Here is a 23,606-nt window from a genome sequence, read left to right on the forward strand (position 1 = left end):
TGTGGACAGGAGCAACAAAAACCTGGGACGAACTCCCGCGGCGTCTCAACCGGGTGGCGCGGAAGCGCCGGAACGGAGAGAGGGACGACCGGGCCCTCGCTCCGGTCGTCCCTCTCACCCCAGGTAGAGGGCGTCGCGCCCAAAAGATGACGCGCGCTCCCAAGATTTTTTCCACTCCCGCCCGTCCACCCCCTGCTGGGTGGGCACGCGGGGCCCTTCCGTGCACCAGGAGAGTACGAAAGCTCCCCGCGTGCACTCGACACAGCGGAGGTCCGGTGCCCCGAGTGCACCGGACCTCTGCCGATCCCCGGTCGTGCGGCCCCTGTTCCGCACCACCCGGTCCGTTCCGGCGGGTCCCCGAACTCACCCGGCCGGAACGGACGTCCTAGGCCTCCGCCATGCCCGCCACCACGGAGCTCTTCGCCGCCCGGCGGGCCGGGAGGGCGGCCGCGACGACCGCGGCGACCACGGCGAGGCCGAGCATGATGCCGATCTGGCCGTACGGGACGGAGAAGCTGATCTGCAGCTCCGAGTTGGAGATCGCCTGGACCAGCAGCCACCCGAACCCGGCGCCGAGCACGACGCCCACGACCGCGCCGATCAGCGCCATCAGGATCGACTCGACCACCAGCATCTGCCGCAGCTGACCCCTGGTGAGGCCCAGCGCCCGCAGCAGCGCCGACTCGCGGGTCCGCTCCAGCACCGAGAGCGTCAGCGTGTTCGCGATGCCGAACAGCGCGATGACCAGCGCCAGGCCGACGAGCGCCCAGATGAAGAGCAGGATCTGGTCGATCTGGCCGTTGAGCTCGGCCTTCGTCTCCGCCGCCGAGTTCAGCACCGCGACCGGCGAGGTGGCGATGACGCGTTCCAGGTCGGCCCGCGCGGTCGCGACGTCGGTGCCGGGAGCGAGCTTGACCAGCAGCTTCTCGTAGCCCTTCGGGGCCTCGGGGAGCAGGGCCGTGGCCGAGGGCAGCGTGACGATGCCGGTGCCGTAGCTGTTGTCCTTGAGCAGCGAGACGACCGTGAAGTCCTTGCCGCCGAGCTTCAGCGACGACCCGATCGAGAGGCCCGCTTCCTTGGCCTCCTTCTCGCGCATCGCGATCTCGCCGTCCTTCAGCGGGGTCAGCGGCCCGGTGGTCGTCTCCGCCCGCACCAGCGAGCCGATCGCGTCCGCCGGGTAGCCGGTGACGTAGGCGTAGGGCAGCTGCGGCGACTCGGTGGACGCGGTGAGCTGCGGCGCGACCTGGGCGACGGTGCGGACCTTCGCGAGCTCGTCGGCGAACTTGGAGGTCAGCGGCTGGCTGTAGACGCTGGAGCTGACCTCGTAGTCGGACGGGAACCGCTCGTCGACCTTCTTGCTCATCGTCTCGCGGCCGCTGCCGGCCACCACGGTCACCATCGCGACGATGGTCACGCCGATCATCAGCGCCGCCGTGGTCGCGGCCGTGCGCTTCGGGTTGCGGCCGGCGTTGGCCGAGGCCAGCTTGGCCGGGACACCGCGCAGCACCTTGCCGAACAGGCGGTTGACCGGGCCGACGTAGAGCGGGCCGAGGAGCAGGACCGCGAGCAGCAGCACCATCGTGGCACCGCCGGTGATGAACATCGCCAGCTCTTCCTCCTCCTGCCGGAGACCGAAGTAGACGGCGACGCCACCGGCCAGCGCGATCAACGCGGCGAGGACGATGCGGACCTTGCCGGTGCGGGCGACGTCGTCGTGGCTGTCGGGCTGCGAGCGCAGCGCGGCCACCGGGGCGACCTTCGTGGCGCGGCGGGCCGGCAGCACGGCCGACAGCACGGTCACGACCACGCCGACGCCGAAGCCGGCGGCGATGGTCACCCACGAGATCGGCAGGCGGATCGCTACGTCGTCCCCGCTCGGGCCGCCGACCGTGCCCACCAGTGCCTGCAGGCCGGCCGAGACGCCGAGACCGCCGAGGATGCCGAGCACGGACGCCGCGAGGCCCATGAAGACCGCTTCGGCGAGCACGCTGCGGAACACCTGGCCGCGTTCGGCACCGACGCAGCGCAGCAGCGCGAGCTCCTTGGTGCGCTGGGCGACCAGGATCGTGAAGGTGTTGTAGATGACCATGCCCGCGACGACGAGCGAGATCGCGGCGAACGCGAGCAGGAACGTCTTGATCTCCGCGGCGGCGTCACCGACCTGCTTGAGCGTCTCCTGGGTCAGCTGCTCACCGGTCTGCACCTGGTAGCTCGCGCCGACGACGCCCTTGATGGTGTCAACGAGCTGCTGCTGCGACACGCCGTCCTTCGCCACGGCGACGATCTCGTACACGCGCTGCTTCGGGATGACCGTGCGCAGGCCCTCCGGCGACACCACGACGTGGTCGCTGCCGGACATCGAGAGACTGCCGGCGCCCTGCTGGTAGGTGCCGACGACGGTGAACGCGTGCTCGGCGTTGTCCTCGTCGAGCAGCTTGACCTGGTCACCGACCTTGAGCTTCGCGATCTGCGCGGTCTTGGTGTCGACGGCGGCCTCGTCGGCCTTGGCCGGGAACCGGCCGTCCCTGAGGTTGAAGTCGCGCAGCGCCTCCGTGGTGGGCAGCGGCTGCACCAGCGCGTTGCGGGCCTTGCCGTCACCGCCGAGCAGTGCGGCGCTGCCGAACTCGCGGGAGTCGGCGCCGGCCACACCGGTGGCGGCGCGGATCTTCTGCAGGAAGTCGACGGGAATGCCGTTGTCCCGGTCGGGGCTGTTCTCCGACAGGTGCACCGCCGCGTCCACGTTGCGGGCGCTGCGGGCGAAGTTGTCCCTGGTCTGCTCCTCGACGGCGTCGCCGAGCACGAGGGTGCCCGTCACGAACGCGACGCCGAGCGCGATGGCGATGCTGGACAGCACCAGCCGCGCCGTGCGGGCGCGCAGGCCCGCGAGGATCGTCTTCAGCATCGCTTCACGCCCCCAGGTGCGTGAGGGCGTTGACGACGGACTCGGTGGTGGGCTGGTGGATCTCACCGGCGAGGCGGCCGTCGGCCAGCAGGACCACGCGGTCGGCGTAGCTGGCGGCCACCGGGTCGTGCGTCACCATGATCACGGTCTGGCCCAGCTTGCGCACCGACATGCGCAGGAAGTCGAGCACCTCGGCACCGCTGCGGGAGTCCAGGTTGCCGGTCGGTTCGTCGGCGAAGATGACCTCGGGGCGGGCGACCAGGGCACGGGCGCAGGCCACGCGCTGCTGCTGGCCACCGGACAGCTCGGTCGGGCGGTGGGTGAGGCGGTCGCGCAGGCCCAGGACGGTGACGATGGTGTCGAACCACTCCTGGTCGGGCTTGCGGCCGGCCAGTTCGAGGCCCAGCAGGATGTTCTGCTCGGCGGTGAGCGTCGGCAGCAGGTTGAACGCCTGGAAGACGAACCCGACGCGGTCGCGGCGCAGCTTGGTGAGGTCCTTGTCGTTCAGCTTCGTGATCTCGGTCTGTCCGATGTGGATCGCGCCGCTGTCCACCGTGTCCAGTCCGGCGAGGCAGTGCATCAGCGTCGACTTGCCGGACCCGGACGGGCCCATGATGGCGGTGAACCGCCCGGCCTGGAACGCGACGTCGATCCCGTCGAGCGCCCGCACGGCGGTGTCACCCTTGCCGTAGACCTTCACCAGGTTGTGGGCCGCCGCGGCGGTCCGGGTGCCGACCTCGGACACCAGTGCAGACATGTCTCGTGCCTTCCTCGCAGGGGGTCTGTCCTTGACGAGGAAGAAGCTATTTCGGTGGCTCGTGCGCGGACATCATCTCGCCGACGCGTTCCGCATCAGCCTGTGGGATGACAACCCACGGCGATTCGAGCAGCCCCCGGTCGTACCCGCCCGCCCCTCTGTTGGCCGATGGCATCTGCGGCGGGAAGCAGGGGGTCAGGGCGGTGCCAGCAGGGCGCGGTCGTAGGCGATCGCCACGGCCTCCGCGCGCCGGGAGGCGCCCAGCTTCGCCATGATGCGCGAGAGGTGCACGGACACGGTCTTCTCGCTGATGTAGAGCTCCTCGCCGACCTCGCGGTTCGTCCGCCCGGAGGCCACCAGCTCCAGCACTGCGCGTTCCCTCGGCGTGAACAGGTCGACCTGCTCGCGCACCGGCGCGTCGGCCCTCAGCGTGATGCGGGCCCGTTTGGCGACACCGGCCACGGCGTCCGCGAGCGCTTTCGCACCGAGCTTCGCCGCGGTCTCGTCGGCCCGGCGCAGCTCCTCGGCCGCGGCCTCCCTGCGGTCGGCGCCCAGCAGCGCCTCGGCGAGCCGCCACCGGCACAGCGCCTGCTCGAACACCAGGCCGTAGCCGAACCCGTCGACCGCGGCCTGCCACAGCGCGGGGTCACCGGGGCCGGTCAGCCGGGACTCCTCCGCCTGCGAGCGGGCCAGCCAGGCGCGGCCCTCCGGTCCGAGCGCACCGGAGCGCGGGACGCCGTTGCGCGCGGTCAGCCGGACGTGCTCGGCCAGCCTGCGGCCCTCGGCGACGGCCTGTTCCTCCGCCTGCCGGTCCCGCTTGCGGCGGGCCTTCGCGGCGATGTCGGCGTGGGCGGCGACGCCGATCGCGCCGATCCGGATGTCGGCCAGCATCCACGGCCCGCCGAGCTTGCGGGTCCACTCCAGCACGTCGGTGACCCGTTCGACGGCCAGCTCCGGCCGTCCCCGCCACAGCGCGAGCTCACCACCGGTGCCGCCGGTGATCAGGGCGATCTGGATGTCGCGGTGCCAGTCGCTGCGCAGCTTCGTGATCACCCGCTCGGCCTCGGCGAGCTGCCCGCGGCCGATGGTGAGGTGGGTGTTCGCGGCGCGCAACCTGGCCAGCACCGTCGAGGACACGGACATGCCCGGCGGTTCGCTGGCCCAGTCCGCGTAGTCCCAGTCGCCCAGGTAGTAGTGCACGAGCACCTGCTGGATGCGGATCTCCAGGCCGAACATGCTCCAGGTCAGCCCGGTCTCCTGGGCCCGCTCGCCCGCCTCGTTGTAGACGCGGGCGGCGGCGGTGAGGTCACCGCGGTCGTAGTGCATCAGGCCGTGGTAGTACCGGGCGCGCAGCTCGGTGTTGACCGCGCCGACCTCCCTGGCGCACTCGATCGCGCGCTCGAAGTTCCGCCACGCGTCCTCCGGCCGGTTCGCGTAGTCGTCGAGGATGCCGAGCGTGCCGAGGGCGTCCGCCACGGCTCCCGGCGCGTTCGCCGCCTGCCCGTCGGCGATGGCCAGCTCCGCCGCCTCGCGCGCCTCCTCCCCGCGCCGTTCCTGCCGCAGCAGGGAGGCCTTGCCGGCGAGCACGCGGGCCCGCGTCGGGCTCGCGTCCCGGTCGCAGACCAGGTTCCACGCCGCCATCATGACCTCGTGGTGCTCCTGGTCGTTGCCGTCCAGGATCGACAACGCCTGGGCGAGCCGCAGCAGCACCTCGGCCTGCTCCTCCGGCGACTGCCCGGCGAGCGCCTTCGTCGCGCTGCGCCCGAACGCCACCGCCCGCTCCGGCTGCCCGGCCGTGCCCGCCACCCAGGACGCCCGCCGCAGCAGCACTGCTTCGTCCACATCGGACGGACGGTCCGCCGCGGGCACCGCGTTCCACAGGTTGAGCGCCATCTCCAGGTGCTGCAACGACTCCGCGGGCGCCCCGGCGCGTTCGGCCTCCTTGGCGGCCTTGATGAACGCCGTGAGCGCCTGCCCGTGGTCGTGGCTCTGGAACGCGTGGTGCGCCAGCGCGGCCGCGGCGCCCCGCTCGTCGAGGTGCCGCGCGAGGTGGTGCGCGTACGCCGCGTGCAGCCGGACCCGTTCGCCGGGGAGGAGGTCGCCGTACACGGCCTCCCTGAGCAACGCGTGCCGGAAGGTGTAGACCTCGTTGTCGTCCACGACCAGCAGGTGGTGCTGGACGAGCTCGCGCAGCGCGGTGTCGAGCGCGAGGTCGCTCATCCCGGCGACCTCCCTGAGCCGCTCGTGCCGCACCCGGCGGCCCCGCACCGATGCCACCCGCACGACGTGCTGCGCCTCCGGGCTCAACCGCTCGACCCGGCTCAGCAGCACGTCCGCCAGCGCGCTCGGCAGCGAGCGGTCGTCGCACGCCGCCACCGCGATGAGCTCCTCGGCGAAGAACGCGTTGCCCTCCGAGCGTTCCGCGACCTGCTGCACGACGTCGGCGGGCAGGTCGTCGCTCAACGCGTCCACGAACCTGCGCGCGTCGGCGGCGTTGAACGGCGCGAGGTCCAGCCGTTCGACGGCGGGCAGCCGCACCAGCTCCGACAGCAGGGGCCGCAACGGGTGGCTGCGGTGCAGGTCGTCGCTGCGGTAGGTGCCGACCACCAGCAGGCGCTGGGACCTCAAGCGGGACAACAGGAACGACAGCAGGTAGCGGGTGGACGCGTCGGCCCAGTGCAGGTCCTCGACGACGAGCAGCACCCGCTGCCGCTCCGACAGCTCGGTCAGCAGGCCGAGCACCGCGTCGAAGAGCTGGAGCTGGCCGACGTCCTGCACGGGCCGGCGGCCGGGGATCAGGCTGGGCGCCAGCATCGCCTCGGTGCCGGGCTCGCGTTCGGCCGGAAGTGCCAGCTGCGGCAGGAGCATCGCGAGCGCCGGGCGGTGCGCGGTCCCGGTCTTGAGCTGGCCGAGGGCCTCGGCGAACGGGAGGTAGGGCAGCCCGGTCTCACCGGCGTCGAGGCAGCGTCCCAAGAGGACGAGCGTGTCGTCGGCCGCGGCGGCCAGCTCGTCGACCAACCGGGTCTTGCCGACGCCGGCGTCACCGGCGAGCAGCACCGCGGCGGCGGTGCCGTTGCCGGCGCCGGTGAGGGCGGCGCGCAACCGGGCCAGCTCGCGGTCGCGGGCGACCAGGGGAATTCCGGAACCCAGACGTGCCACGGGAGGCATGCTCGCACACCTCACGGGCTGGTGCCGCCGTGTTTCCGGGAGGTGCGGTGGATCACCCGGTGGAACCAGCGGCGCGGGCCGCCGTTGGACCGCTGCCAGGTGCAGCGGGCGTTCGCGCGGCGGTAGGCGATCTCGGCGTTGACGGCTTCGAGGGTCCACTCGGTCATGGACCTGAGGGTGGTGCTGAGGGTGGGCCGGGGACATTGGCAGAACGGGTGCGATCGGCAGCGAGAAGCCTTACCCCGCCTGCTACACCGCGGTCACCGCGCGCGCCCGTGCCAGCCTCGCCCGGATGCCGTCCGCCTCCGGTGCCCCCAGCTCCGTGAACAGCGCCAGCGCCCGCTGCCAGTGCGCCGCCGCACCCGCGGCCCCGAGCCGGTCGAACACCGCGGCGAGCCGGTCGTGGGCCAGGGCCTGGTGGTAGGGCGACACCGCGTCGCACGCGACGGCCAGCGCGGTGCGGGCCGACGACAGGGCGCCCTCGGTGTCACCGGTCTCCAGGAGCGCGGTGGAGAGGTCGACGTGGCAGGCGGCTTCCCCGCACTGCTCACCGACCTCGTGGTACATCCGCAGGGCCACGCGCAGCCACGGCATCGCGTCGTCGTAGCGGTCGTTGGCGAGGTAGAGCAGGCCGAGGTGGTGGTGGGCGTTGGCCTCCGCCCACCGGGAGCCCGCGATGCGCGAGACCTCCATCGCCTCGCGGTAGTGCGCTTCCGCCTCCTCCGTGCGGCCCAGGTCCATGAGGGTGCCGGCGACGGTGGTGAGGGCGCGGGCCTGCTGGTGGACGTCGGCCTTGCCGCGGGCCACCTCCAGGGCGCCGCGGTGGGCGGTCAGCGCCTCCTCCTTGCGCTCCACCTGCAACAGCGCCACGCCGAGGTTGAACTGCATGACGAACCGCGCCTCGTCGTCGCCGAGGGCGTTCGCGGCGGCCAGCGCGGCCTGGGTGATGCGCAGCGAGGTCTCGCGTTCGGTGCGGAGCCAGAGGTAGCGGGACAGCGTGTACGGCAGCTGCCAGGCGTGGACGTGCCAGCCGGAGGACGCGGCGTGTTCGGTGGCGGCGATGAGGTTGGCGCGTTCGGAGTCGAACCAGGCCATCGCGTCGGAGGGGCCGGTCAGGGACGGCACGGCGGCCGGGCGGTGCTCCGGGGCCACCAGGACGCTGCCGCGGTTGATGGGCAGCAGGCCGTCGGCGAGGTCCGCGCAGTGCAGGTAGTAGTCCAGCATGCGGCCGGTGGCGGCCCGGCGCTCCGGTTCGGAGAGCTCGCCCGCCAGGGTCTTCGCGTAGACGCGGACCATGTCGTGGGCGACGAGGCGGCCCGGTTCGGAGACGGACAGCAGGTTCGCGGCGGCCAGTGCGTCCAGCGCGCGCTGGGCCTCCAGCAGGGAGACCTCCCCCATCGCCGCGACGACGTGCGGGGTCAGATCGGCGCCGGGGTGCAGGCCGATGACGGGCAACAGGCGAGCGGGAACCGCTGGCAGCGCACGGCGTGATGCGTCCAGCGCGGCGCGCACGGGACCTTCGCCGTCCTCCAGCCCGAGAGCGGCCAACCGCCCGTGTTCGTCCTGCAGTTCCTCTACGAGCTCGGCGACGCGCAGCTTCGGGGACACCGCCAGCCGGGCGGCGGCGATCCGCAACGCCAGCGGCAGACCGTCGCACAGCTCGGCCAGCGACCGCAGGGCGGCGGCTTCGGCGGCACCGCGGCCCGCGACGCGGCCCAGCACGTCGACGGCGGCGTCCGCGGTGAGCATGTCCAGCTCGACCAGCTCCGCCTCGACCTGCGCCACCAGGCCGACCAGGCGCCGGCGCGAGGTGACGACCACGCACGACGGCGCGCCCGGCAGCAGCGGCAGCAGGTCACCGGAGCCGCGGACGTTGTCGAGCATCACCAGCATCCGGCGGTCGGCCAGGAGCGTGCGCAGCAACGCCGACCGCTCGTCGACCGAGACCGGGGTGTCGCCGGCGGGAACGCCGAGGGCGCGCAGGAACCGGTTCAGCACCTCGCCGATCTCCAGCGGTTCCCGGTTCGGGTCGTAGCCGTGGACGTCGACGTAGAGCTGGCCGTCCGGGAACTCCTCGCGCACCCGGTGCGCCCAGTGCAGCGCCAGCGCCGTCTTGCCCACGCCGGCCGGACCGGTCACCAGCAGCACGGGACCGTCGTGCGCGCTCAGCAACGAGTCCATCCGCGCCAGCTCCGCGTCCCGCCCGATCAACGCGACGGGTGCGCGCGGCAGCTGCGCGGGAACGGTCACGACGGGCTCGGGGGCCGGCTGCGCCGGGAGGCGGACCGGCGCGCGTTCCGGTTCGGGGCTGTCCCCCGCCAGCACGGCCTGGTGCACGCGGCGCAGCTCCGGCCCCGGTTCCACGCCCAGCTCGTCGATCAGCACCCGGCGGGCCTCGCGGTAGGCGGCCAGCGCCTCCGCCTGCCGGCCGGCCTGGACCAGGGCGCGCATCAGCAGCCCGTGCCCGCGTTCGCGCAACGGGTGCTCGGCGACGAGGGAGGTGAGCTGCGAGACGAGCTCGGGGCCCTGGCCGATCGCGAGACCGAGCTCGGCGCGTTCCTCGACCACGGCCAGCCTGCGTTCCACGAGCCGGCCGCGTTCGACGTCGGCGAAGAGACCGGACACGCCGCCCAGCGGCTCGGCGCGGAACAACGCCAGCGCGTCGTCCAGCTCCACCGCGGCTCCGGCGAGGTCCCCCGCCGCGCGCATGCGGTGCGCGAGCGAGACCTGGCGTTCGAACACGTCGAGGTCCAGCGCGCCCGTCTCGACCCGCAGCAGGTAACCGTCGCCGACGGACGTCAGCAGCTCCGCGGGGGCCCGGCGCGCGCGGGCCGGCTCCAGTGCGCGGCGCAGCCCGGCGACGTAGGTCTGCACCAGGTTGACCGCGCTGGAGGGCACGTTGTCGCCCCAGACGGCCTCGATGATCGTGCCCCTGCTCACCGGGGTGTTGCGCGACAGCAGCAGCACGGCGAGCACGGCGCGCTGCTTGGCCGCACCGAGATCGACCTCGTGACCTGCGCGAACGACCCGGAGAAGGCCGAGAACCTCGAACCGCAGGGGTTCCTCGCGCAGTGTCACCGATCTGTCCTTCGCCTGGTGGCCAGCTGGAGCTTGAGGACCACTTCAGTCGGGCTCCAGTCGTGCTGTAGAAGGCATTCTTACGCTTAGCGTGTCCAACCAACCACAGACGGCGAGATCAACGGAAACCCGGGGGTCGAGCAGTCGACGGGGTTGGACCGGACAGCGGAACACCCGCTGCTCCCCATGATCGACGTGGGCCGGCCGGCGTGCAAGGGGCATCCAGCCCGCGGCGGCGGAACGCCGGCCGGCCCACGTCCCCCTTTCCGCACACGACGAAGCCCCGGCTGGGCGATCCAGCCGGGGCTTCGCGGTTCTTCGCGGCTTGTCGTCGATCAGCTGGCGAACGTGCCGGTCCTGGCGGCGGAGAGGAAGCCCTCCCACCCGGCGGACCCGAACCGGAGCTGGGCCCCGTCCGCGTTCTTGCTGTCACGCACGGCCGCGCCGGCCGGGACGAGCGCGATCTCCACGCAGTCGGGTCCGCTGGCGGACGATCGGCTGCTCTTGCGCCAACGCAGGCTTTCCACTGTCTGTTCACTCCCGGTCTGCGATCAGCCGAGAGCGCGAGCGACTTCCGTGATCAGGGTCGCGGAGTCCGCCGGCTTGAGGGCGGTCCGCACCAGACGCTCGAACACCTCGGCGTACCAATTGACGTCACCGGACTGCTCCAGGTAGACGCCGCTTCTCGTGCTCTCGATGTACACCACGTCGGGGTCCAGCTGCTCGGGGAAGCTCAGGATGACGAACGGCCCGTCCATCGCAGCGTAACCACCGGCGCTGAACGGCACGACCTGCATCGTGACGTTCGGCAGTGCACCGACTTCGAGCAGACGCGCCATCTGCGTGCGCATCACCTTCGCGCCGCCGACGAGCCTGTGCAGGGCGGCCTCGTCGATCACGACGTGCAGGCGCAACGGGTCGTCCTCGCTCAGCAGTGCCTGCCGAGCCTTGCGCAACCGGACCCGCCGGTCGATCTCCGCGGTGCTCGCCTCTGGGAGCACCTGGGAGATCAACGACCTCGTGTACGCCTCGCACTGCAGCAGGCCGGGGATCATCAGGCCCTGGTAGGTCCTGATGGAGTCGGCGTCGGCCTCGTACCCGACGTAGCGACCGGGCACGATGTCGCCGAACTCGTCCCACCACGCCTTGCGGCGGGCTTCCCTGGCCAGCTGGACCAGCTCTTCCAGGGTGGTGGCGTCCGCACCGTAGGCGGTGAGCATGTCCCGCACGTCGCGCGGGCTCACCCCCACCCTCCCGGTCTCGATGCGGCTGATCTTGGAAGCCGAGCACTCGAGGCGCTCGCCGACCTCCTCGATCGTCAGCCCGGCCGCTTCGCGCAACCGCCGCAGCTCGCTCACGAGCCGGCGTTTGCGCAGGGTCGGGCTGCTACCCCGTGGCATCCACACCTCCTGGTCCGCGTCCAAGTTTGAGAGCAAAGGACACGCCCGCAAAGGGACGTCATCCATTCGTGTACTGCAACTTGCAGTTCGGCTCCGGGCCGGGCCAGGCTGCATGGGTTGCTCACGCGAGGACTGGAGCTCTGAGCCTGATGGCCGTCACGGTGTTCAGCCAACTGGACAGGTCGCTGCACTCCCACCTGGCCACGCTCGCGGACCTCGCCGAGCGCGGTGACGACCAGACGGCCCTCGTGCTCGCCAGGGTAGAGCTGCCGAGGGTGGTCGCGGTCGTCAAGGCGTTGCTGGACGAGCACCAGCCCGACGAGCACGGCCGCTGCGCCACGTGCAGGCGCGGCTGGTTCTCCCGGCGGATGCCCGCGCCGTGCCGGGCCTACCTGTCGGCGCAGCTCGTCCTGACCGTCGTGGGACAGGGGACTTCGCACGGCAAGCACCTGCGCCCGGTGGGCTGAACTCCGGAACTCGATAGTTCTTCAGCTCCGCCCCGGCCTGGGCCGGCTCCGCACCCCCCGACCGGAGCCGGCCCTTCTCGTGCCGGTCGGCCATCACCTCGCGTGACGATCACCGCGAAGATCAACACGACCGGCTGAAAGGTCTGTCACAGCGCCGCCTCCGCCCGCATCATTGTGGTGACGCGGCCTGGTCCCGACCCCGGATCCTCGTGCCGACACGGAGGTGTTCCCGTGCCGACCCCGCATGACCGCGCCGACGCGCTCGCTGCCGTCCGGCCGCGCCGCCTGCTGCCCTTACAGCGCCGCTAGCGCCCCTTCACCCGCGCTCTCCCCCTTCCCCATGTCCTGTGCCGGTCGCACAGGGCCATGCGGTCATTCCGCCGTTCCCACGAAAGGCAAGAAGACGTGAACCACCTCCAGCGGTCCAACGCCGGCGAGCACACCCCGCACGGTCCTCCGGGCGGGGTGCGCCTGGTCCTGCGGCACGACCTGCCCGCGAGCTTCGTGCTGTTCCTGATCTCGATCCCGCTCTCGCTGGGCATCGCCCACGCCACCGGCGCGCCGCTGATGGCCGGGCTGATCTCCGCCGTCGTCGGCGGTGTCGTGGTCGGCGCGCTCAGCGGGGCGCCGTTGCAGATCAGCGGACCGGGCACCGGGCTCGTGGTGATCGTCGCCGGGCTGGTGGCGCAGTTCGGCTGGGCCGCGACCGCCGCGATCACGCTGGCCGCCGGGGTGCTCCAGGTGGCGCTGGGCCTCACCGGGATCAGCCGGCTGGTGATGTCGCTGTCCCCCGCCGTCGTGCACGGCCTGCTGGCGGGCATCGGCATCTCGATCGCGGCCGGTCAGCTCGTCGTGGTGCTGGGCGGCACGGCGGCGTCGTCGGTTCCCGCGAACGTCGCCCTGCTGCCGGGTCAGCTGGCCGGGTCCCACCTGGGATCAGTGCTGGCCGGCGCGGTCGCGGTCGCGGTCCTGCTGCTGTGGCCGCGGGTCCCGCGCGCCTCGCTGGTGCCGGCGCCGCTCGTCGCCGTCGCCGCCTCGACCGGGCTCGCGGTCGCGCTGCGCCTCGACGTCGCACGGGTCGACCTGCCGGACAGCCACTCCCCGGTGTTCCCGGAGATGCCGCAGGGCAGCGCCGGAACCGTGGTCGTGGCCGTGGTGACGGTCGCGCTGGTGGCGAGCATGGAGTCGTTGCTGTCGGCGGTGGCCGTGGACCGGCTGCACGACGGGCCGCGGGCCCGGCTGGACAGGGAATTGATGGCGCAGGGCACCGGCAACGTGCTCGCGGGCGCCCTCGGCGGGTTCCCGATCAGCGGTGGCCTGGCGCGCAGCTCCACGAACGTCGCCGCGGGCGCGAAGACCCGCTGCGCCGCCATGATGCAGGGGCTGTGGATCGCGGTGGCGGTGCTGGCGTTCGCTCCCGCGCTGGAGCAGATCCCGCTGGCGGCGCTGGCGGGCGTGCTGCTGGTCGTCGGCCTGCGGCTGGTGTCGGTCGAGCGGATGCGCAACCTGGTGCGGCACCAGGAGCTCCTGGTCTACGCGGCGACCGTGCTCGGCGTCGTCCTCTTCGGACTGCTGGAGGGCGTGGTCGCGGGGCTGACGATCGCGCTGCTGCGCGCGCTGTACCGGTTGACGCACTGCTCGGTGCGGGTCGAGGGCAACCGGGTGTGCGTGCGCGGGTCGCTGGTGTTCCTCGGCGTCGGGGGGCTGGTGCGCGAGCTGCGCCGGTTGCCGCTCGGGCAGACCGTGGTGCTGGAGCTGCACGTCGACTACCTGGACCACGCGTCCTACGAGGCGATCGACGACTGGCGCGAGGGCTACGAACGGCTCGGTGGCCGGGTTCAGGTCGACGAGGTGCACGACACCTGGTTCGACCAGGCGGACCAGGGCAGGCCGGGGCGGCGCAAGACGTTGCCCGGTCCGCTGCCGCGCTGGTTCGCGCCGTGGTCGCACTGGCAGGGCGCGGGCACCACGGTGCACCTGCCGTCGCAGCGGCCGTCGCCGGAGAGCGATCCCATGCTGCGGGGCATGCACGAGTTCGAGACGCGGTCGGCGCCGCTGGTCCGGCCGTTCCTGCGGGAGCTGGCGGTGCGCGGGCAGCGACCGCGGCAGCTCTTCATCACCTGCGCCGACTCCCGGGTGGTGCCGAACCTGATCACCACGTCCGGGCCGGGCGACCTGTTCTGCGTGCGCAACATCGGCAACCTGGTGCCGATGCACACCGCTGAGGACCGGTCGGTCGGCGCCGCGGTCGAGTACGCGGTGGAGGTCCTCGGCGTCCGCTCGATCGTCGTGTGCGGGCACTCCGACTGCGGTGCGATGAAGGCGCTGGTGAGCGGCGGCGCCGCCCGCGGCTCACACCTGCACTCCTGGCTGCGCAACGCCGAACCGTCGCTGATCCGCTTCCACGCCCCCACCGCGCCCGGCTGCGCGGAGCTGCCGGTGGCCGACCGGCTCGCGGTCGCGAACGTGGCGCAGCAGCTGGACAACCTGCTCGGGTACCCGAGCGTGCGGGAGGCGGTCGCCGCGGGCGCGCTCTCGTTGAAGGGCCTGTACTTCGACATCTCGAACGCCCGCGTGTACCTGGTGGACCCGGACCGCAACGGGCTCGAACCCGTGCCGTCACCGGCCTAGGAAACGCCGGAGCCGCCCCGGTTCGTCCCGGGGCGGCTCCAGTGGTCTCACGCGTGGGTCAGCAGGTGCCGATCCACGAGCACTCGACGTCGAAGCGCTCCTGCGGGGGAACCGTCACGCGTTCCTGCGCGGGGGCCTTCCGCTGCTGCGGAACGGACTCGACCTTCGGCGTCGCCACCTGCGCGCCGCCGTCGGAGGCGAGCCGCACGGCGACCCTGTCCTCGACCGCCTTCGGGCTGAACCACAGCACCACGTTGTTCTGCACCAGCGAGAACACCAGCTGGCGGCCCGACGCCGTGGTGACGTACCCGGACAGCGCCGAGACGCCCGAGAGCGACCCGGTCTTGGCCAGCACGGTGCCCTCGGCGGCGGTGCCCTTCATGCGGCCCGCCAGCGTGCCGTCCCTGCCCGCGACCGGCAGCGCCGCCGACCAGGTGCCGAACCACGGCTTGGTCTTCGCCTTCACCAGGATCGAGGTCAGGTCGTCCGGCGACATCTGGTTCAGCCGGGACATGCCGGAGCCGTCGAAGACCTCGACCCAGTTCGGGTCGATGCCCAGGCCCGCCCACTTGCGGCTGAGCTGGTTGACACCGTTGGCGAACGAGCCGCCCGCGGTCTTGACCAGCACCTCGGCCAGCATGTTGTTGCTGTTCTTCAGCAACGGGGTGATCAGCTGGCCGAGCGTCTGCGACGTGTCGGAGGCCAGCACCGCGGCACCCTGCGGCGCCTTGGCCCGCTTGACGCCGCCGAGGACCTGGACCCCGTTCTGCTCCAACGCCTTGCCGAACACCGACGAGACGAGCCCGGTCGGATCCTTGACGGTGGACAGCGCGGTCGTCTCGACCCAGGTCGAACCGCTGACCTTGATCACGTTCGTGCCGTGCTCGCGTTCGACGGTGATGCCGGCGTCCCCGTTGGTGGTCGCCGTGCTCTGGATCTGCACCACGTCGTTCGCGGGCTCGACGCTCACCTGCACCGGCGCGCCCGTCGCGGCGCCCGGCTTCACCCGCACGAGGACCGTGCCGGCGCTGTACCGCTCGTCCGGTGAGAGCGTCAGTGCCGACGTCTCCGCGCTGTAGGAGTACGGCTCGTCGTCCCACGCCCAGCCACTGCCGTACGGCTGCGCGTCGAACGCCGTGTCGTCCAGCACGAGCGCGCCGGTCACCTGCGTGACACCGCTGTTCTTCAACGCCGCCGCCAGCGCCTGGTAGCGCGCGGCGGACATCGTCGGGTCGCCCGTGCCGCGCAGGACGAGGTCGCCGGTCAGCGTCGAACCCGAACGGGCACCGGACGACTGCAGCTCGGTCTTCCACCGGTGGTCCGGCCCGAGCAGGTCGAGCGCCGCCGCGGTCGTGAGCACCTTCAGGTTCGACGCGACCTGAGAGCGCTTACCACCTGATCTGGTGTACACGACCTCACCGGTGTTCGCGTCCCGCACGGTGATGCCGACGTCCGCGCCCTTGAGCCCGGAGTCGGCGAGGATGGCGTCGAGATCGCGGGTCAGCGCCTCGTTGCCGACCGCCACGGCGCCACCGCTGGACGTCAGGGTCAACCCCGCCGCCGCGACGACGACCGCCCCCAGTAAACGAAGTTTCACGCTTCCACCTCAGACCTGTCGCCTGACCACAACGTGTGGAAGCTACCGGCCCTGTCGGTGCGCCGATAAGTGTGTGCGCCGAAGAAGTCGCGTTGTCCCTGAACGAGTGCCGCGGGCAGCCGTTCCGAGCGAAGTCCGTCGTAGTAGGCCAAAGCGGACACGAAACCGGGCGTCGGGACACCGGACTCGACCGCGCGGACCACGACGCGCCGCCAAGCGGCCTCGGCATTCCGGACGGCGTCGCGGAAGTAGTCGTCCACCAGAAGAGACGCGAGATCCGCGTTCGCGTCATATGCCTCGCGAATGCGGTTGAGGAACCGTGCGCGGATGATGCAGCCACCGCGCCAGATCGTCGCCATCGCGCCGAGGTCGATGTCCCAGTCGAAGTTCTTCGACGCCTCGCGGATCATGTCGAAGCCCTGCGCGTACGCGACGACCTTCGACGCGTACAGCGCCTGCCGCACGTCGTCGACGAGCTCGGCGTCCGGCTTCGCCACGACCTCGCTCGCACCGAACGCGTCGCGCACGGCCTTGCGCTGGTCGGTGTGGCCGCTCAGGCTGCGCGCGAACACGGCCTCGGCGATGCCGGTGACCGGGACGCCGAGCTCCAGCGCCTCCTGCACGGTCCAGCGGCCGGTGCCCTTCTGCTCGGCGGCGTCCTCGATGACCTGCACGAGCGGCGTGCCGTCCGCGTCGACGTGCTTGAGCACCTCGGCGGTGATCTCGACCAGGTACGACTCCAGGTCGCCCGAGTTCCACTGCGTGAAGACCTCGGAGATCTCCGCCGGCGTCTGCCCGCCGACGCGGCTCAGCAGGTCGTACGCCTCGGCGATCAGCTGCATGTCCGCGTACTCGATGCCGTTGTGCACCATCTTGACGAAGTGCCCGGCACCGTCCGGCCCGACGTGCACGCAGCACGGCTGCCCGTCGACCTTGGCGGCGATCTCCTCGAACACCGGCCCGACGTGCTCGTAGGACTCGGCGGGACCACCGGGCATGATGCTGGGCCCGTTGAGGGCGCCCTCCTCGCCGCCGGAGATGCCGGCGCCGACGAACAGCAGGCCCTTCTCCTTCAGGGCGGCCTCGCGGCGGCGCGTGTCGGCGTAGTGGGCGTTGCCGCCGTCGATGACCATGTCGCCGGGCTCCAGCAGCCCGCTCAGCTCGTCGATGACGGCGTCGGTCGGCCCACCGGCCTTCACCATGATGATGATCTGGCGCGGCGTCTGGAGGCTCTGCACGAGCTCCTCCAGCGTCTCGGCGCCGACGAAGTCGCCCTCGTGGCCGTGCTCGTCGAGCAGCGACTTCATCTTCGCGGGGGTCCGGTTGTGCACGGCGACCTTGAAACCGTGCCGCGCGAGGTTGCGCGCGAGGTTGCTGCCCATGGTGGCGAGACCGGTGACCGCGATACGTGCTTTGCCTTCCGTCATGGGCGACAGCCTGCCGTGTTCTCAAGCTTTGCGCGAGATGTCACAGCGTCTTCTCAGCCATCGTTTCGCCAGGTGAACCGCGTCACCCAACGGTACGTACAGCAAGGCGTAAGTTGGTTTTCATGACGTTCGTGAGCGAGGGCACCTCGGCGACCGACCGCGCCGAGCGCTACGGGTCCCAGCTGGTCAAGCACTTCACGCAGAAGGACCTGGAAGGGTCCTGGGAGGACGGACGCGGTTTCGTCCGCTTCTCCGCGGGAACGGCGTCCTTCGCCGCTCTTCCGGACGCGCTGCGGCTGCGCGTCGAGGCCTCCTCGGAGGAGGACGCCGCCCGGCTGCGCGACGTCGTCGAACGGCACCTGGTGCGGTTCGGGACGCGCGACGAGCTGAGCGTCTCGTGGGACTCAAGCGGCGAGAACTGACGCCGCCATCCCGATGAGAGCGGTACCACAGACCCGCTCGAACGCCGTGCGAACCTTCGGCCTGCTCAGCACCGTGCCCAGCTGACGAGCCAGCGGGACCACCACCACCCAGAACCCCGCGAACACACCGACCGTCACGGCGCTCAGCAGCGCGGCCTGCGGCAGCGGTGGGCTGTTCGGGTCCATCGCCTGCGGGATGAGGCTCAGGAACGTGAGCATCACCTTGGGGTTCAACAGATCGCAGAGCAGGCCGCGCAGGAACACGTTGCCACCGCTGCGCGGCAGCTCCTGCTCCTTGCCCGCGCCCTTCAGCGTCATGAACCCGAGGTGGGCCAGGTACAGCGCGCCGACCGCCTTGACGAGGAAGAGCGCGGTCGGCACCGCCACCACGAGCGCGCTCAGTCCGACGGTCGCGAGCGTCGCGTGGACGAGCAGCCCCGTGACCACGCCCAGCGCCGCCGTGACGCCCAGCTTGAGGCTGCGCACCGCGTTCCCCATGATCAGGACGAAGTCGGGACCGGGCACGACCGTGATCACCACGAGTGCCAGCAGGAAAGACGTCCACGCGATGTGCATGAGCGGGATCGTCCGCCACTCGTTCTGCCACATTCCACCTGGTCAGTACGATGTTCGCTTATGCGCGAACAAGCCGAACTGGATTCGGTGGACTGGCACATCCTGGAGGAGTTGCAGAACGACGCCACCCTGCCGAACCGGTCGCTCGCCGAGATCGTCGGCCTGGCCCCGTCGTCGTGCCTGCAGCGGGTGCGCCGGCTGCGCGAGCTGGGCGTGATCACGGGCTCGCACGCCGTCGTCGACCCGGCCGTGCTCGGACTGCCGCTGGAGGCCGTCATCTCGGTGAACGTGCGGCCGCACACGCGCCCGGTGGTGGCGGCGTTCCGCGCGTTCGTGATGGCCCAGCCCGAGACGCGGTCGATCTTCCACGTCTCCGGGCAGGCGGACTTCCTGATCCACATCGCGGTGGCGGACTCCACACACCTGCAGGCGTTCCTGATGGACAAGATCGCGTCGCGGACGGAGGTGCGGAACCTGACGTCGTCGGTGGTGCTGGAGCGGGTGGAGACACGGGCGCTGACCCCGCCGGCGACCCTGCGGCCGACGCACCGGCGGCGCCGCGCGGACTAGGTCACGCGGGTCAGCCTGTCGAGGTCGATCACCAGTGGGGCCGGGCGGTTCAGCTTGACCTCGCCCGTGCACTCCTCCACCAGCTCGTAGCTCCCGTCGAGCAGCTCGAAAGCCTTGAGGGTGTTCGGTTCACCCAGTTCGACGAGCCAGTAGTGCGGGATTCCCACCTTGGCGTACTGCACGGGCTTCACGACGCGGTCCGTCCGCTCCGAGCCTTCCGACACGATCTCGACCGCCAGCACGACGTCCTCGGCCGTGAACCGCTTCGAACCGCGCAGGGCCGCTCCGGTGGTCACCACCACGATGTCGGGCTTGCGCACCGTCGGCCGCCTGGAGCCGTCGAGCGTGACGTCGACGTCGGCGTAGGACGTGAGGCCGTCCGGCAGCTGTTCGTCGATCCAGTAGGCGAGCCTGTTCTGCGCCTTCTGGTGAGGAGGTACAGCAGCAGGCACCACGTGCAGGACTCCGTCTACCAGTTCGAGGTTCTTGTCCTCTGGCATCGCGTCCCACTCGTCCAGGCTCACCGGGTGATCGCGCCACGCTTCCGCGGTCATGCGCACACCGTCCTTCCGCCTTGGAGCTCCCGCCACCAGTCAGTGTAGGCATCGACCACGCCCCGTCCCGGCTTGATGACCCGCACGGGTGGTTCGAACAGGCGTGCTAGGAGTTACTCCATCGAGCGACGGCGAGTCAGCGCGGCGAGGTCCACCGTCATCGGTGCCGGGCTGCGCACGTCGAGCATCCGCGAGCCTCCCCCGGCCAGCTCGTACCGGCCGTCCACCAGGGAGTGCGCGACCATGCTGACCGGCTCGTCCAGCGCGACCACCCAGTAGTCCGGGATTACTGCGGCGGCGTACTCGCGCGGCTTCACCCGCAGGTCCACGTCCTCCGAGCCCTCGGACAGGACCTCGACCACCAGCGCCACGTCCGCCGCGTCGAAGCGCGTCACCCCGGCGTCGAAGAGCTTGCTCGAAGCCACGACGACGTCCGGCTTGCGCATGAGCGGGCGTGCGCTGTCCTTGAGGAGGACGTCGAACGCGTGCACGACGTCGAGTTCGACGGGCAGCTGGTCTTCCAACTGGTCCGCCAGCAGGCGCACCGCGCGTTGGTGCACGGGATAGCGCGGTGGCATCTCCACCAGCACCCCGTCCACCAGCTCGTGGCGGCGGCAGTCTTCCTCGGGCAGGGCGTCGTAGTCGGCCAGCGTGATGATCACGGCCAGGTCATCGACGTGCGACGACCCGCCCTTGATCACTCACACAGGGCCTCAGTCCGACTTGACGACCCGGATCAGCCCCTCCTGCACCACCGTGGCCACCAGCTGCCCGTCCTGCGTGAAGAACTGCCCGGTCGCCAGCCCGCGGTTCCCCGAGGCGGACGGCGAGGCGGTGTCGTACAGCAGCCACTCGTCGGCGCGGAACGGGCGGTGGAACCAGATCGCGTGGTCCAGGGAGGCGCCGAGGACCTTGTCCAGTCCCCAGTAGACGCCCTGCTTGGCCAGGACGCCGTCCAGCAGCGTCATGTCCGAGGCGTAGGTCATCACGCAGATGTGCAGCATCGGGTCGTCCGGCAGCTTGCCGTCGGCCTTCATCCACACGCGGGACACGGCCTCGCCGGGACCGTCCTCACGGGACTCCCACGGCGGCTCGGTGACGTAGCGCACGTCGATCGGGCGCGGGAACTTCGAGTTCACCAGGGAGTAGCCGGCGGCCTGTTCGGTCCACGTCGGCAAGGTCTCCGGGTCCGGCACGGAGGGCATCGAGGAGGCGTGCTCGACGCCCTGCTCCTCCAACTGGAAGGAGGCGGAGAGGGCGAAGATGGCCTTGCCGTGCTGCACGGCCACGACGCGGCGGGTGGTGAACGAGCGGCCGTCGCGGATGCGGTCCACCTCGTACACGATCGGCACCCGCGGGTCGCCGGGCCGGATGAAGTACGAGTGCAGCGAGTGCACCCGTCGTTCCACCGGCACGGTCCGACCCGCGGCCACCAGGGCTTGACCGGCGACCTGCCCGCCGAAGACGCGCACCGGCGACTCGGCGGGGGACACACCGCGGAAGATGTTCTCCTCGATGCGTTCCAGGTCGAGCAACGCGACCAGGTCGTCCACTGCGGGTTGGCCACTCACACCGGGTGGTCCGGCGGCAGCGGCACGGGCGGCCTCAGTCACGTTCCAACACTCCTACGCGTGGTCTTCCTCCCCCAGCCGGTGCACCCGGATGAGGTTCGTCGACCCAATGGTGCCAGGAGGCGATCCGGCGACCACCACCATGAGGTCACCGGCCTGGTAGCGGCCGATCTCCAGCATGGCCACGTCGACCTGGCGGACCATCTCGTCGGTGGACTCCACGCGCGGCACGATGAACGTCTCGGTGCCCCACGTCAGCGACAGCTGCGAGCGCACCGACGGCTCCGGCGTGAACGCCAGCAGCGGCAGGTGCGTGTGCAGGCGGGCCAGGCGGCGGACGGTGTCGCCGGACTGGGTGAACGCGACCAGGGCCTTGGCGTTGAGGCGCTCGCCGATGTCGCGGGCCGCGTAGGAGATCACACCGCGCTTGGTGCGCGGGACGTGCGTCAGCGGCGGCACGACGACCGACTCGGTCTCGACGGCCTCGATGATGCGGCCCATGGTCTGCACGGACTCGATGGCGTAGCGGCCGACCGAGGTCTCACCGGAGAGCATCAGGGCGTCCGCGCCGTCGAGCACCGCGTTCGCGACGTCGGACGTCTCGGCGCGGGTCGGGCGGGAGTTCGTGATCATCGAGTCGAGCATCTGGGTCGCGACGATGACCGGCTTGGCGTTCTCGCGGGCGATCTGGATCGCGCGCTTCTGCACCAGCGGCACGCTCTCCAGCGGCAGCTCGACGCCCAGGTCGCCGCGGGCGACCATGACGCCGTCGAAGGCCAGCACGATGGCTTCGAGGTTGTCCACGGCCTCCGGCTTCTCGATCTTCGCGATCACCGGGAGGCGCTTGCTGCCCGCGCGGTCCATGACCTGGTGGACCAGGTCGATGTCGGCGGGCGAGCGGACGAACGACAGTGCGATGAAGTCCACGCCCAGCGAGAGCGCGAACTCGAGGTCCTCGATGTCCTTCTCCGACAGCGCCGGCACGGAGACGTCCATGCCGGGCAGCGAGAGGCCCTTGTTGTTGCTGACGGGTCCGCCCTCGGTGACCTCGCACACGACGTCGGAGCCTTCGACCTCGACGACCACGAGGCCGACCTTGCCGTCGTCCACGAGCAGGCGGTCGCCGACCTTGGCGTCCTTCGCGAGCTCCTTGTACGTCGTCGACACGCGGTCGTGCGTGCCCTCGACGTCCTCGACGGTGATGCGGACGATGTCGCCGTTGTTCCAGTCGACAGGACCGGCCGCGAACCGGCCGAGCCGGATCTTGGGGCCCTGCAGGTCGGCGAGGATGCCCACGGCGCGACCGGACTCGTCCGCTGCGGCGCGGACCATGTCGTAGACCTGCTTGTGGTCGGCATGGCTGCCGTGGCTGAAGTTCATCCTGGCCACGTCCATACCGGCCGCTACCAGGTCACGGACCTTTTCGGGCGTGCCAGTGGCGGGACCGAGGGTACAGACGATCTTTGCGCGTCGACTCACGTGTAGAGAGAGTAGTCCTCGTTCCTGGACCGATCCCGAACTACTCCTCGGTAATGTTCTGCCAATGGGTCGAGTGTTCCCGTTCGTGTTCGCCGCGTTGCTCAGCGTCGTCGTGTTGTTCACCCCCGAGTCAGGTGTGCCCTCCTCGCCGCCGGGCACCGACAAGGTCGTGCACCTGGTGCTCTTCGGCCTGCTCGCGTTCACCGGCCTGCACGCGAAGATCCCTCACGTGCTGTGGGCGCTGGTGGCGTACGCGGGGCTCTCGGAGGTGCTGCAGGAGCTCATCACGCCGCTGCACCGCAGCGGGGACGTCCTCGACGCACTCGTCGACGTGGCCGGGATCGGTCTCGGCTGGGCTATCGCCGCGGCTTCTCGCTCACGCCGACGTGGTCCTCGCACCACGCGTTGAGGTCCCTGAGCTGCCGCCACGCCTTGCGCACCCGGTCCAGGGCGCCCGGCTCGTGCAGCACGTCGTCGGGCTCCCAGACCTTGCGCACCCAGATCGACCGGTGCTTGAGCAGGTCGAGGTGCGGGTGGTCGTCGGCGAACCCGCGCGGCTTCGACCTCATCACGTCGCCGTGCAGCTTCCAGCCCTGCTTGACGAGCTTGTCGACGACCTTGCGCAGCAGGACGCCGTGCGCGTCGACGGAGGCGCGGTAGCGGGCCAGCTGGTCGGACTGCATGTGGAACGAGCCACCGCCCACCATCAGGCCCTCCGGGCTGAGCTGCACGTAGTACGCGCCGCCGCCGCGGCCCTTCTCGATCACGGCGCCGCAGTGGTCCTTGTACGGCGTCTTGTCCTTGGCGAACCGCACGTCGCGGTACGGCCGGAACACCTTGCCCTCACCGAACTCCCCCTCCAGCGCGAGCAGCAGCGCCTCCATGGGGGCGCGCACGTCGCGCAGGTAGGTCTCCCTGTTGTCGTCCCAGTACGCCTTCGAGTTGTCCAGCACCAGGCCGTCGTAGAAGTCGATCGCGTACTCGCCGAAACCTTCGAACGTCACCGA

20 protein-coding genes are annotated in these 23,606 nt (G+C 71.1%); 5 read left to right on the top strand and 15 right to left on the bottom strand.

Features of this window, described 5'->3' with window-relative positions:
* Window positions 1-385: 385 nt before the first annotated feature.
* The 7 genes from ACZ7CF_RS24340 to ACZ7CF_RS24370 all read right to left on the bottom strand — a co-directional run bounded on the left by ACZ7CF_RS24340 (window position 386) and on the right by ACZ7CF_RS24370 (window position 11,305).
* Window positions 386-2,902, bottom strand: coding sequence for an ABC transporter permease (locus ACZ7CF_RS24340; RefSeq protein WP_470370663.1), 2,517 nt, complete (start codon window positions 2,900-2,902; stop codon window positions 386-388).
* 4 nt (window positions 2,903-2,906) lie between these two features.
* Window positions 2,907-3,659 (bottom strand): ABC transporter ATP-binding protein, encoded by a 753-nt coding sequence (locus ACZ7CF_RS24345; protein ID WP_360390253.1) that lies wholly within the window; start codon window positions 3,657-3,659, stop codon window positions 2,907-2,909.
* A gap of 195 nt (window positions 3,660-3,854) precedes the next feature.
* Window positions 3,855-6,827 carry a helix-turn-helix transcriptional regulator gene (locus ACZ7CF_RS24350; protein ID WP_470370664.1) on the bottom strand — a complete coding sequence of 991 codons (2,973 nt, stop codon included), beginning with the start codon at window positions 6,825-6,827 and terminating at the stop codon, window positions 3,855-3,857.
* 11 nt (window positions 6,828-6,838) lie between these two features.
* On the bottom strand, window positions 6,839-6,994 hold the full coding sequence (locus tag ACZ7CF_RS24355) for a hypothetical protein (protein WP_360390259.1): 156 nt from the start codon (window positions 6,992-6,994) through the stop codon (window positions 6,839-6,841).
* Between the two features lie 82 nt (window positions 6,995-7,076).
* Entirely contained in the window at window positions 7,077-9,905 is a 2,829-nt protein-coding gene (locus tag ACZ7CF_RS24360; protein ID WP_360390262.1) for an AfsR/SARP family transcriptional regulator, read from the bottom strand.
* Between the two features lie 335 nt (window positions 9,906-10,240).
* Window positions 10,241-10,432 (bottom strand): DUF397 domain-containing protein, encoded by a 192-nt coding sequence (locus ACZ7CF_RS24365; RefSeq protein WP_360390264.1) that lies wholly within the window; start codon window positions 10,430-10,432, stop codon window positions 10,241-10,243.
* A gap of 24 nt (window positions 10,433-10,456) precedes the next feature.
* Window positions 10,457-11,305, bottom strand: coding sequence for a helix-turn-helix domain-containing protein (locus tag ACZ7CF_RS24370; RefSeq protein WP_360390267.1), 849 nt, complete (start codon window positions 11,303-11,305; stop codon window positions 10,457-10,459).
* 149 nt (window positions 11,306-11,454) lie between these two features.
* Between ACZ7CF_RS24370 and ACZ7CF_RS24375 the strand changes: the two genes are divergently transcribed.
* Both ACZ7CF_RS24375 and ACZ7CF_RS24380 read left to right on the top strand, forming a co-directional pair.
* Window positions 11,455-11,772 carry a hypothetical protein gene (locus tag ACZ7CF_RS24375; RefSeq protein WP_360390270.1) on the top strand — a complete coding sequence of 106 codons (318 nt, stop codon included), beginning with the start codon at window positions 11,455-11,457 and terminating at the stop codon, window positions 11,770-11,772.
* 405 nt (window positions 11,773-12,177) lie between these two features.
* Window positions 12,178-14,403: a SulP family inorganic anion transporter gene (locus ACZ7CF_RS24380; RefSeq protein ID WP_360390272.1), complete on the top strand. Its 2,226-nt coding sequence runs from the start codon at window positions 12,178-12,180 to the stop codon at window positions 14,401-14,403.
* A gap of 58 nt (window positions 14,404-14,461) precedes the next feature.
* Here ACZ7CF_RS24380 and dacB read toward each other — a convergent pair whose 3' ends face one another.
* A complete protein-coding gene (gene dacB / locus ACZ7CF_RS24385) occupies window positions 14,462-16,000 on the bottom strand; it encodes a D-alanyl-D-alanine carboxypeptidase/D-alanyl-D-alanine endopeptidase (RefSeq protein WP_360390275.1) in 1,539 nt (512 codons plus the stop codon).
* On the bottom strand, window positions 15,997-17,427 hold the full coding sequence (gndA, locus tag ACZ7CF_RS24390) for an NADP-dependent phosphogluconate dehydrogenase (protein WP_360390278.1): 1,431 nt from the start codon (window positions 17,425-17,427) through the stop codon (window positions 15,997-15,999). The genes dacB and gndA overlap by 4 nt, the downstream gene beginning before the upstream one ends.
* Window positions 17,428-17,549: 122 nt before the next feature.
* Here gndA and ACZ7CF_RS24395 point away from each other — a divergent pair, with 122 nt between their 5' ends.
* Window positions 17,550-17,849, top strand: a complete 300-nt coding sequence (locus ACZ7CF_RS24395) for a DUF2218 domain-containing protein (RefSeq protein WP_360390281.1) — start codon at window positions 17,550-17,552, stop codon at window positions 17,847-17,849.
* Here ACZ7CF_RS24395 and ACZ7CF_RS24400 read toward each other — a convergent pair.
* On the bottom strand, window positions 17,832-18,458 hold the full coding sequence (locus ACZ7CF_RS24400) for a LysE family translocator (RefSeq protein WP_458430776.1): 627 nt from the start codon (window positions 18,456-18,458) through the stop codon (window positions 17,832-17,834). The genes ACZ7CF_RS24395 and ACZ7CF_RS24400 overlap by 18 nt on opposite strands.
* Window positions 18,459-18,485: 27 nt before the next feature.
* Here ACZ7CF_RS24400 and ACZ7CF_RS24405 point away from each other — a divergent pair, with 27 nt between their 5' ends.
* Window positions 18,486-18,995: an Lrp/AsnC family transcriptional regulator gene (locus tag ACZ7CF_RS24405; RefSeq protein ID WP_470370665.1), complete on the top strand. Its 510-nt coding sequence runs from the start codon at window positions 18,486-18,488 to the stop codon at window positions 18,993-18,995.
* Here the strand turns inward: ACZ7CF_RS24405 and ACZ7CF_RS24410 are convergent.
* From ACZ7CF_RS24410 to pyk, 4 genes are all read right to left on the bottom strand, one after another.
* Window positions 18,992-19,549: a Uma2 family endonuclease gene (locus tag ACZ7CF_RS24410; RefSeq protein WP_470370666.1), complete on the bottom strand. Its 558-nt coding sequence runs from the start codon at window positions 19,547-19,549 to the stop codon at window positions 18,992-18,994. The genes ACZ7CF_RS24405 and ACZ7CF_RS24410 overlap by 4 nt on opposite strands.
* A gap of 113 nt (window positions 19,550-19,662) precedes the next feature.
* A complete protein-coding gene (locus ACZ7CF_RS24415) occupies window positions 19,663-20,250 on the bottom strand; it encodes a Uma2 family endonuclease (RefSeq protein WP_470370667.1) in 588 nt (195 codons plus the stop codon).
* Between the two features lie 12 nt (window positions 20,251-20,262).
* Window positions 20,263-21,162: an acyl-CoA thioesterase II gene (gene tesB, locus ACZ7CF_RS24420; RefSeq protein ID WP_360390296.1), complete on the bottom strand. Its 900-nt coding sequence runs from the start codon at window positions 21,160-21,162 to the stop codon at window positions 20,263-20,265.
* A gap of 12 nt (window positions 21,163-21,174) precedes the next feature.
* Window positions 21,175-22,599 carry a pyruvate kinase gene (pyk, locus tag ACZ7CF_RS24425; RefSeq protein WP_360390298.1) on the bottom strand — a complete coding sequence of 475 codons (1,425 nt, stop codon included), beginning with the start codon at window positions 22,597-22,599 and terminating at the stop codon, window positions 21,175-21,177.
* A 64-nt stretch (window positions 22,600-22,663) separates the two neighbouring features.
* On the opposite strand from pyk, the gene ACZ7CF_RS24430 reads away from it, so the two are divergent.
* Complete coding sequence (locus tag ACZ7CF_RS24430) at window positions 22,664-23,008, top strand: VanZ family protein (protein WP_360390301.1); 345 nt, start codon at window positions 22,664-22,666, stop codon at window positions 23,006-23,008.
* Here the strand turns inward: ACZ7CF_RS24430 and ACZ7CF_RS24435 are convergent.
* Complete coding sequence (locus tag ACZ7CF_RS24435) at window positions 22,956-23,603, bottom strand: DUF2461 domain-containing protein (RefSeq protein ID WP_360390303.1); 648 nt, start codon at window positions 23,601-23,603, stop codon at window positions 22,956-22,958. The genes ACZ7CF_RS24430 and ACZ7CF_RS24435 overlap by 53 nt on opposite strands.
* Between the last annotated feature and the right edge of the window lie 3 nt (window positions 23,604-23,606).

The sequence above is a fragment of the Lentzea sp. NPDC036955 genome, from assembly GCF_055608005.1.

Coding starts and splice junctions, on each gene's coding strand:
- ACZ7CF_RS24395 (WP_360390281.1), top strand. CDS start 17,550: ATGACGTTCGTGAGCGAGGGCACCTCGGCGACCGACCGCGCCGAGCGC.
- ACZ7CF_RS24340 (WP_470370663.1), bottom strand. CDS start 2,902: ATGCTGAAGACGATCCTCGCGGGCCTGCGCGCCCGCACGGCGCGGCTG.
- ACZ7CF_RS24400 (WP_458430776.1), bottom strand. CDS start 18,458: ATGTGGCAGAACGAGTGGCGGACGATCCCGCTCATGCACATCGCGTGG.
- ACZ7CF_RS24345 (WP_360390253.1), bottom strand. CDS start 3,659: ATGTCTGCACTGGTGTCCGAGGTCGGCACCCGGACCGCCGCGGCGGCC.
- ACZ7CF_RS24410 (WP_470370666.1), bottom strand. CDS start 19,549: ATGACCGCGGAAGCGTGGCGCGATCACCCGGTGAGCCTGGACGAGTGG.
- ACZ7CF_RS24375 (WP_360390270.1), top strand. CDS start 11,455: ATGGCCGTCACGGTGTTCAGCCAACTGGACAGGTCGCTGCACTCCCAC.
- gndA (WP_360390278.1), bottom strand. CDS start 17,427: ATGACGGAAGGCAAAGCACGTATCGCGGTCACCGGTCTCGCCACCATG.
- ACZ7CF_RS24430 (WP_360390301.1), top strand. CDS start 22,664: ATGGGTCGAGTGTTCCCGTTCGTGTTCGCCGCGTTGCTCAGCGTCGTC.
- ACZ7CF_RS24350 (WP_470370664.1), bottom strand. CDS start 6,827: ATGCCTCCCGTGGCACGTCTGGGTTCCGGAATTCCCCTGGTCGCCCGC.
- ACZ7CF_RS24370 (WP_360390267.1), bottom strand. CDS start 11,305: ATGCCACGGGGTAGCAGCCCGACCCTGCGCAAACGCCGGCTCGTGAGC.
- ACZ7CF_RS24355 (WP_360390259.1), bottom strand. CDS start 6,994: ATGACCGAGTGGACCCTCGAAGCCGTCAACGCCGAGATCGCCTACCGC.
- ACZ7CF_RS24405 (WP_470370665.1), top strand. CDS start 18,486: ATGCGCGAACAAGCCGAACTGGATTCGGTGGACTGGCACATCCTGGAG.